This is a genomic window from Nocardia uniformis NBRC 13702 (assembly GCF_001613345.1).
Lineage (GTDB): Bacteria > Actinomycetota > Actinomycetes > Mycobacteriales > Mycobacteriaceae > Nocardia > Nocardia uniformis.
On record NZ_BDCE01000108.1, the window covers coordinates 61,398 to 70,358 of the forward strand.

At 67.2% G+C, this 8,961-nt stretch carries 10 protein-coding genes; 2 read left to right on the top strand and 8 right to left on the bottom strand.

Annotation, left to right across the window (positions count from 1 at the left end):
* Nucleotides 1-33: 33 nt before the first annotated feature.
* The gene (locus tag NU1_RS36900) at nucleotides 34-1,749 is read right to left on the bottom strand and encodes an acyclic terpene utilization AtuA family protein (protein WP_067528878.1); all 1,716 of its coding nucleotides are present in this window, start codon (nucleotides 1,747-1,749) and stop codon (nucleotides 34-36) included.
* A gap of 306 nt (nucleotides 1,750-2,055) precedes the next feature.
* Between NU1_RS36900 and NU1_RS36905 the strand changes: the two genes are divergently transcribed.
* On the top strand, nucleotides 2,056-2,199 hold the full coding sequence (locus NU1_RS36905) for a CG2302 family histidine operon protein (protein WP_245720481.1): 144 nt from the start codon (nucleotides 2,056-2,058) through the stop codon (nucleotides 2,197-2,199).
* On the opposite strand, the gene NU1_RS36910 is transcribed toward NU1_RS36905, so the two are convergent.
* From NU1_RS36910 to thiO, 7 genes are all read right to left on the bottom strand, one after another.
* Complete coding sequence (locus tag NU1_RS36910; RefSeq protein ID WP_371859875.1) at nucleotides 2,196-3,182, bottom strand: adenylate/guanylate cyclase domain-containing protein; 987 nt, start codon at nucleotides 3,180-3,182, stop codon at nucleotides 2,196-2,198. The two genes, NU1_RS36905 and NU1_RS36910, sit on opposite strands and share 4 nt — an antisense overlap.
* 322 nt (nucleotides 3,183-3,504) lie before the next feature.
* Entirely contained in the window at nucleotides 3,505-4,263 is a 759-nt protein-coding gene (locus NU1_RS36915; protein ID WP_067528880.1) for an ABC transporter permease, read from the bottom strand.
* The gene (locus tag NU1_RS36920; protein WP_067528881.1) at nucleotides 4,263-5,207 is read right to left on the bottom strand and encodes an ABC transporter ATP-binding protein; all 945 of its coding nucleotides are present in this window, start codon (nucleotides 5,205-5,207) and stop codon (nucleotides 4,263-4,265) included. Before NU1_RS36920 ends, NU1_RS36915 begins: the two co-directional genes overlap by 1 nt.
* A 110-nt stretch (nucleotides 5,208-5,317) precedes the next feature.
* A complete protein-coding gene (locus tag NU1_RS36925) occupies nucleotides 5,318-5,773 on the bottom strand; it encodes a DUF6294 family protein (RefSeq protein WP_157553499.1) in 456 nt (151 codons plus the stop codon).
* A gap of 160 nt (nucleotides 5,774-5,933) precedes the next feature.
* Nucleotides 5,934-6,698 (bottom strand): thiazole synthase, encoded by a 765-nt coding sequence (locus NU1_RS36930; protein WP_067528883.1) that lies wholly within the window; start codon nucleotides 6,696-6,698, stop codon nucleotides 5,934-5,936.
* Nucleotides 6,691-6,903, bottom strand: coding sequence for a sulfur carrier protein ThiS (gene thiS / locus NU1_RS36935; RefSeq protein ID WP_067528884.1), 213 nt, complete (start codon nucleotides 6,901-6,903; stop codon nucleotides 6,691-6,693). The genes NU1_RS36930 and thiS overlap by 8 nt, the downstream gene beginning before the upstream one ends.
* Complete coding sequence (thiO, locus tag NU1_RS36940; protein ID WP_170264364.1) at nucleotides 6,900-8,030, bottom strand: glycine oxidase ThiO; 1,131 nt, start codon at nucleotides 8,028-8,030, stop codon at nucleotides 6,900-6,902. The genes thiS and thiO overlap by 4 nt, the downstream gene beginning before the upstream one ends.
* A gap of 223 nt (nucleotides 8,031-8,253) precedes the next feature.
* Between thiO and thiE the strand changes: the two genes are divergently transcribed.
* Entirely contained in the window at nucleotides 8,254-8,958 is a 705-nt protein-coding gene (thiE, locus tag NU1_RS36945) for a thiamine phosphate synthase (RefSeq protein ID WP_067528885.1), read from the top strand.
* Nucleotides 8,959-8,961 lie beyond the last annotated feature (3 nt).

Below are 8,961 nucleotides of genomic sequence, written 5' to 3' on the forward strand. Positions count from 1 at the left end.
TACGCTGCGCTGCCGCCTCCGGCCCCCGGGCGGTCATGCCAGCAGCTCCACCGGAATATCGATGTGTCGAGCGCGGAGCCATTCTCCGAGCCCCTTGGCCTGCGGATCGAAGCGCGCCTGATAGGCGACACCCTGTCCGAGCAGTCCTTCGACAATGAAGTTCACGGCGCGCAGATTCGGCAGTACGTGCCGGGTGACGGTGAGTTTCGCGGTTTCCGGTAGCAGCAGCCGCAATTCGTCGACCGTGAGTGTGTGCACCAGCCAGCGGAACTGGTCCTCGGTACGCACCCAGACGCCGATATTGGCATTGCCGCCCTTGTCACCACTGCGCGCCAGCGCGATGGTGCCCAGGGGTACGCGGCGAGTCTCACCGTGCAGAAGCGGCTGCGGCAGTGCGGGTTCGGCGACCTCGGCCAGCGGAAGGGTTTCGGCGGCGGGCGCGATCGGTACGGTGGATCCATCCGGCAGCACCGCTGTATGCGCGACTTCGCTCGCGTCCACGTATCCCGGCGTGAAGACGCCGTAGGGTCCACCGTTGCCGGGCGGCGCGGTCAGCGAGAATCCGGGATAGCTGGCCAGCGCCAATTCCACTGCGACACTGGAGAACGCGCGCCCGACCTTATTCGGATCGGGATCGCGCACCACGCACTTCAGCAGGGCACTGGCCTGCTCCTCGGTATCGGCGTCCGGCCGGTCCAGTCGCGAAAGTGTCCACTCCAGCTCCGCCGGACGGACGGGCAGCCAGGACTCCAACTGCCGTTGCGCCAGTTGGGCTTTGGCCTCGATATCGAGCCCGGTCACAATGAATGCCATCTCATTGCGGAAGCCGCCGATGGTATTGAGCGAAACCTTCAGCCGCGGCGGCGGCGCTTCACCGGTTACCCCGCTGATCAGCACCCGATCCGGCCCCTCCTGGCTGAGCGCGATGCCGTCCAGGCGGGTGGTCACATCGGGCCCGGCGTAGCGCGCGCCCTGAATCTCGTACATGAGCTGCGCTTCCACCGTGTCGACGGTGACCGCACCGCCGGTACCGGGGTGCTTGGTGATCACGGTGCTGCCATCGCGCCGCACCTCGGCCAGCGGGAATCCGGGCCGCCCCAGATCGGCGATCTCGGTGAAGAACGCGAAATTACCGCCGGTTGCCTGGGTCGAGCATTCGATGACGTGTCCGGCCACGACAGCACCGGCGAGGGCGTCGAAATCATCGCGCCGCCAACCGAAGTGGGCAGCCGCGGGGCCGACCACCAGCGCCGCGTCGGTAACCCGACCGGTCACCACCACATCGGCGCCCGCGTTCAAGCATTCGGCGATACCCCACGCACCCAGGTACGCATTGGCGGTGAGCGGCGTACCGAGCCCCAGCTCGCCCGCGCGGGGCAGCAGATCGTCGCCTGTGACATAGCCGACCTTCGCCGCCAGCCCAAGCTTGTCGGCTACCGCACCGATGCGCTGTGCCAGGCCCGCCGGATTCAGCCCACCGGCATTGGCGACAATCTTCACGCCCTGTTCGAGCGCCAGCCCCAGGCAGTCCTCCAGCTGGCGGACGAAGGTCTTGGCATAACCGAGGTCGGCGTCCTTCATGCGGTCGCGGCCGAGAATGAGCATGGTCAGCTCGGCGAGATAATCCCCGGTCAGCACGTCGAGCTGACCGCCTTCGAGCATTTCCCGCATGGCGCTCATGCGATCGCCGTAGAAGCCGGAACAGTTGCCGATGCGGATAAGCTCCGGATCGGCCGCGAGCTGACTCATCGCGAGCCCTTCCTGTGCACGGGCGCAGCATCAGCGCTGCGGTCCGTTACAGGGTCACATCCACTCCAGAAAAAATCAAGCACGCCCGCTTGTTAATCTGGTACGGCTCGCCTCCCGCCAGGCCCCCGGTACGCCCCATCGGTCACCCCGGCCCACGCCCAGCCCGTCATCCCGGCATGCTTTTGGCCGGGATCCACTTCTGATCAAGGGTGGATTCCGGCCAAAAGCGCGCCGGAATGATGGGTTGCTGACTGGATGCCAAGGGGGCATGCGCAGTCGTCCAACAGCGCACGGCAGACTGTCCGGGTGGCCTCCGTACTTCTGCTCGCACTCGCCGGATTCCTGATCGGCGGGGCATACAGCACCTGGAAAACCGCCCGACCGCTCGCAATCGGACTCGGAGTGTGCGGAACCCTGGCCGCAGCCGGGGCGATTCTCTACCTCGTCTAGTCCAGATCCAGGCGGAAGATCCGCAGATCCTCCGGGACGCCACTCAGCGGCGCTGCGAAAAAGCTACGGCGATAAGGCTTTACGACAACACCCAACTCGGCGAGCGTCTCCGGCTCCAGGGCCGCCAGGGTGGTGTGCGACAGCATGGTGTTGCCATTGCCGCCGGCCTCCATGACCCGGGCGGCGATGGTGACGTCTAGGCCCAGCCAGTCGCCGCCGATCTCGCGCGGGCTGCCGGTGTGCAGGCCGACCCGCATCTGCGGGGTATAGCCCGCCACATTCACCCGGGCCAGATTCCGCTTTGCCGTGAGCGCGGCCTTGACCGCCCGGTCGGCGGACGGAAATACGGCCATGACGCCATCGCCCATGCGTTTGATCACCTGGCCGCCGCCATTCATGACGGGCGGCTCGATGGCCCTGGCCACCCGGCGCAGCAGATCGAGGGTCTGTTCGTCACCGGCGGCGAGGGACCAACTGGAGAAGGCCACCAGATCGGTGAACATCACCGTGATCTCGGCATTGCCGCGGCCCTTGCCGACCCGCTCCAGCACGGCCTGCCATACCTGGAGGGCACCCAAACCGAGTTCACGTGCGGCGCTGGGTGAATCGCCGACCAACTTATCCGCGGCCCGCGCCATCGCGCGCGCGCCGCCGGGACCCGAAACCGACAGCGGATCACCGAAAGCCGGGTCGCCGGGCAGATTCTCGCGCGCCTTGCGAATGACACCGATGAGATCTCCGCGCTGATTCGCGGCGGACATGAGTGCCGAGAGTTGGCCGGACAGGCGGTTTGTCCGCCGCTGATCCGGTTCGTCGTCATCGGCGGGCGTCAGCGGAATGACGAGTTCGGGGTCGATGCGCGGCTCCCGCGCACGCGACGGTTCCCCGAGGCCTTCGGAGGGCCGGGGACGACCGTTTCCCTTACCGTCCGCACGGTCCGCGCCGGACGCGGATTCACTGCCGCCGGAGGGTCGTTCGCTCACGCCCCGAGCGTAACCCAGCGGCGGCCGAGTGGTGGATGAGTCGTGATCTGTCACCCATGGATGGATGGTTGCCACCTGTCACCTCCCTATCGGTGCGGGCGGCCACGTCATTGGGCCCGCCGATTGGTGCGAGTGCCTTGGTTGCTGAAGCGATGCTACCCGCCGGTCACTTGGATAAGCCAGGCCTTTCCGGACGGAAGCGACAACTTCACAGACTGTTTTCCGAACCGATACGCCCGAATACAACATCGACCCGACGCGAAACGCGTCGGGTCGATGCCTTCCGTCGACCGGGCAGTGGTCGACGGCTCCCGGGCAGGGTCTATGCGTCGCGCTTGTTCAGCACGAACAACGCGGCTCCGAATACAATTGTGACAAACGCTGCGAAATACGCCAGGCTTCCCCAGACTCCCCAGTGCCAGTTCGCCGACGAGGCCGACATCTCCGTATAGAAGCGTTGACCGTTCATGAAGGGCAGCAGCGGCCCGACATTGCGACCGAAGCTGCCGAAGGCACTGAGCAGCGGTTCGATCACCAGTGGCCACAGCACGATGATCGAGATGGCGGCCGCGGACTGGCGGACGAGTACGCCCACACCAATGGCGAGAACAATGCTGAGCAGGGCGTATACCGGTACACCCAGCAGCGCGCGCCATTGGGCCGCCGTGCTGAGTTCCAGGCCCGGCGCCGCGCCGTAGATGGCCCGTGTGATGAGGAAGGCGACCACACACAGCACGGCGGTGAGCACGGTTCCGTACACGGCCAACAGGCCGGTCTTCACCGAGATCACCTTGGTGCGGTTCGGCGTCGCCAGGAAGCTCGAACGAATGATGCCGAATCGATACTCGCTGGTCACCGACAGGGTGGCCATGATCATCAGCACCATAATGCCGAAGCCGCTGACGCTGACCACCGCGGAGGAAACATCCAGCGCGGGCACATCGCCACTGTCCTTACCCGATCGCGATACCGCCGCGATCAGCGCCGACAGTCCGATCCCCAGGGCCACCACGACCGCCGAGCACCACCACGGCGACCGGGTCGACGTGAGTTTGATCCGTTCCGCTGCGAGCACTCCCATCAGAGCGCACCTCCCATCACATCGTCGTAACCGGCGCCCGCGCCGTGATACTGCACCGCACCACCGGTCATCCGCATGAACGCCTCCTCCAGCGAAGCCCGCTGGGGGGACAGCTCATAGAGCGTGATGTCGTTGGCACCGGCCAGTTTTCCGACCGCTTCGCTGGTCACATTCGCCACCACCAGGGCCGCACCGTCCGTGCCGTCCTCACGCACCGTCATACCGTTGGAGGTGAGCAGGCTGCGCAGCTGATCCAGTTGCGGACTACGCACGCGCACAGAGGCTTCCGAAGCGCGCTCGATGAAATCCTTTGTGGTGGTATCGGAGATGAGCTGGCCGCGACCGATCACCACGAGATGGTCGGCGGTCTGCGCCATTTCCGAGAGCAGGTGGCTCGACACCAGGACGGTGCGGCCCTCCCCCGCCAGCCGCTGCATGAAGCGGCGGATCCAGAGGATGCCCTCGGGATCGAGTCCGTTCACCGGCTCGTCGAACAGCAGTACCTGGGGATCGCCCAGGAGCGCGCCCGCCAGGCCGAGTCGCTGCGACATACCGAGCGAGAAGCCACCGGCATTCTTATCGGCCACTTCGGACAGGCCGACCAGTCGCAGCACCTCCTCCACGCGGGCGGCGGGTAGGTCATTGGAGGCGGCCATCCAGCGCAGGTGCGCGCGGGCCGAACGGTTCGGATGCACCCATTTGGCATCCAGCAGCGCGCCGACCTTGGTCAGCGGACGCTCCAATTGGCTATACGGTTGGCCGTCGATCAGTGCGGTACCCGCGGTCGGCGTGTCCAGACCCAGAATCATCCGCATGGTGGTCGATTTCCCTGCCCCATTGGGGCCGAGGAAACCGGTCACTTGCCCCGGGCGGACCGAAAACGACAGGTCCGACACCGCGACGGTCTGGCCGTAGTGTTTGGTCAGGCCCCTCAGTTCGATCATGGGGTCCAGTCTTCCCGAAGAACCGGCTCGGCACTATCACTCACAGGTCGCGGGTTCGGTCATCCCGCAGAATGACCGAACCCCCGACACAGCTCGGCACACCCCTGGGTTCAGCAGCGCGAGAACAGGGTCATCTTGCCGATATCGTCGAAGCGGTTCTTATCGAAGACCGCGTCGGCGATGAACTCGAACCCGTCGTTCTTGCGCGGAATGTTGTAGACGAATTTGCCGGTATCGGCGGCATTGACGGGGCGGACATTCTGCAGACGGAACATCACCGCACCGCTCTTATTGCGCACATCGGCCCACATCAACCAGGCATTGTCGGTGTCGGTGCTGCTCAGGGTGCCGGTGAAACGGGCGGTGCCATTGTCCCGCAGCTTCCAGGTGGCATTGCTCAGCTGGCATTCCCCGCGGTAGATGGTGTTCCAGGACTTGGTGATCTCGCGACCGGTGGGGGCGGCGGACGCGTCACCGATGGCGGTGGTCGCGCCGATGGTGCCCAGGGCCAGGACGGCGGCGGCTAAGGGCACCAGGCGACGGAGGGGGCGGGTGGGGGTTCTCATCTGGGGGTCTTTCTCTCGGCATCAGCTCCAGCCCCGGCGGCTGGTACGGATACTGTGCGGAGTCGGACCAATGGGATTCCAAGCGTCCACCAATGACGCGGCATCCACCGGTAACGCGCCCGATCGGGTGGCCGGACGCGTTCGATCGCTGCTCAGTGGGTCACAGCGACGGCGACGAGGCCTGTGCCCAGAAACGCTTGGGGATACGGCCCGCCTGCCGGGCCAGCCAACCGGCCGCCACCGCATGGGCCATGGCCGAGGCCATCACGGCGGGCTGTCGGGCCCGGGTGACAGCGGTCGCCAAAAGCACTGCGGAACAGCCGAGTTCCATGGCCAGAGCGGCATCGCTGGCGGTACCGATACCGGCGTCGAGAATGACCGGGACGTTCGCCGCCTCGACGATCATCTCGATATTGTGCGGATTGCAGATGCCCAGGCCGGTGCCGATGGGTGCGCCCAGTGGCATGACCGCGGCGCAGCCGATATCTTCCAAACGCTTCGCGAGCACCGGATCGTCGGTGGTGTAGGGCAGCACCGTGAAACCGTCGTCGACCAATCGCTCCGCGGCGGCGACCAATTCGATGGCATCGGGGAGCAGGGTGCGCTCGTCGGCGATGACTTCCAGTTTGACCCAATCGGTTTCGAGGGCCTCGCGCGCGAGCTGGGCGGTGAGTACCGCTTCGGCTGCGGTACGGCAGCCCGCGGTATTCGGCAGCGGGGCGATCTCGAGGCGCTTGAGCAGGTCGAGGACGCCGGTGCCGCCCGCGGCGTCGACACGGCGCATGGCGACCGTGGTGAGCTCGGTGCCCGACGCCACCAGGGCCTCCTCCAGCACCGCGAGGTTCTCCGCGCCGCCGGTGCCCATAATCAGGCGGGAACCGAAAGTGCGCCCTGCGATTTCGAGGGGCGCCGTCGCGCTAGCCACCCTGCACCGCCGTCAGGACCTCGATCTCCCAGCCGCGACCGACCTGGTCGTCCCATTGGGATTTCGGGAACAGCGCGCCGTCCACCGCGATGGCCACGCCCTGGCAGGGCAGGTTCAATGTCTGCAGCAGTTCGCGCACCGAAATCGGTTCGGGGAAGGTGTGATTCTCGCCGTTCACGGTGACACCGATTGGAATTGCGGTCATCGGACTCCTCCTGAGGGGGACTTGGCGGGCGTCTCGAAGCGCCTCGGATCGGCGGCCCGGGCCGCCGGGAGCTCGCTGTCGGCGAGCAGGGACAGGACCGCGTCGACGGTGACCGGGACACAGAGAATGCCATTGCGGCCGTGACCGGTCGCGGCGATCACGCGATCGTCGAGTGCGCCTACCAGCGGTAGATTATCCGGGGTGCCCGGCCGCGAACCGGCGGTGGCCTCCGCGAACTCGTACTCGCCGATACCGGGGAAGACGATCTCGGCATCGGTGATCAGGTCCCGCACTCCCCCGACGGTTACCACGGTATCGAAACCGGCCTCGTATTGTGTTGCGCCGAGCACGATTCCATCGTGGCGGGGGACGAAATAGATCGGGCGGCCGTGGACGCGGGCGCGAATCACGCGGCGCGGCGGTGGCTGTGCGCTGGGGCGGCGACGCAGGCGCAGGATCTCGCCTTTCACCGGGCGTACCGGGAGGTCGGGCCAGAGTCGGGCCGCGGCGGCACCGGTGGCGAGGACGACCCGGTCCTGTGCCACACCGTCGAGCGCGTCCACCTTTTCGGCCCGCAGCTCCACCCCGGCGGCACTACAGGCTTCCCGCAGCGCGGATACCAATCGGCGGTTGTCCACGGCTGGTTCGGCAGGAGACAACAGGCCGGCGCGAATGCCGCGCCCGAGCCCGGGTTCGGCTTCGCGCACACCGGCACGATCCAGCAGTCGCAGCTCGTGCCCGCGCGCTTCCGAGCCGGGCTGGGTGGCAGCCAGCAGCGGCAGGGCGCGGGGGTTCACCCAATCGGCGATGGTGCGGAGGTCGGCGGCATCGGCGGCGTCCAGGGCGACGGTGAGGGTTTCGTCGGCGACGAAGACATCGGTGCCGGTGGCCGCGCGTAGTCGGGCGGCGAAGTCGGGCCAGCGGGCCAGCGAGGCGGCACCGAATTCGAGGGCGGCATCCTCTCCCGGCCAGCCTTCGGAGAGCGGGGCCAGCATGCCGCCGGCCACCCAGGAGGCACCGGAGCCGACCGATGGGTCGTACAGGGTGACCGCCCACCCGGATTCGGCGGCCCGCCAGGCCACCGACAGGCCGATTACGCCGCCACCGACGACGGCCAGGGTCCGCACCTACTCCACCTCACTCGGCCGGACGGGCCGACCTTCTCGACGGGCGCTGCGGGAATCATTGGTTCCACCGATACCGCACCCGGCTGCTACTACGACTACCCACGGTAGCGCGGCTGGCGACCTACCCCACCACAAGGCTCGGTCAGCTCGGCCGCAGTGCGGACTCATACGGATCGTGCATCTGAAATTGGCACGCACCGGGTGCGCGACTACCGTCGAAGGGGTGCAACCGTCCCACCCGAATCGGCCCGTCCCGCCGCGCGAGCGCCTCGCGACCGCCCGCCTCTACCTGTGCACCGACGCCCGTCGTGACACCGGTGACCTGGCCAGCTTCGCTGAAGCGGCCCTGGCCGGGGGCGTCGATATCATTCAGCTGCGGGATAAGGGGTCCCGTGGGGAGAAGCAGTTCGGGCCGCTGGAGGCCAAAGCGGAGCTGGGGGCGCTGGCCGAATTGAAGGCCGCCGCGCGCAGGCACGGGGCGCTGGTCGCGGTGAACGATCGTGCCGATGTCGCCTTCGCGGCCGGTGCCGATGTGCTGCACCTCGGCCAGAACGACCTGCCACCGTGGTATGCCCGCCACCTGCTCGGCCCCGACGTGGTGATCGGCCGCTCCACGCACAATCGCGCACAGGCCGGACTCGCCGCCATCGACGAACATACCGACTACTTCTGCACCGGCCCCGTCTGGAACACCCCCACCAAACCCAACCGCACCGCCTCCGGCATAGACCTGATCCGCTCCACCGCCGAAGCCCACCCGACCCGCCCGTGGTTCGCCATCGGCGGCATCGACGAGGAGCGCCTGCCGGAGGTGCTGGAGGCCGGAGCCAGCCGGGTGGTCGTGGTCCGGGCTATTACCGCGGCCGAGGATCCTGAAGCGGCTGCGCGGGCGCTGAAGCAGCGGCTTCTGGATAACGCGGCGTCCTGAGCT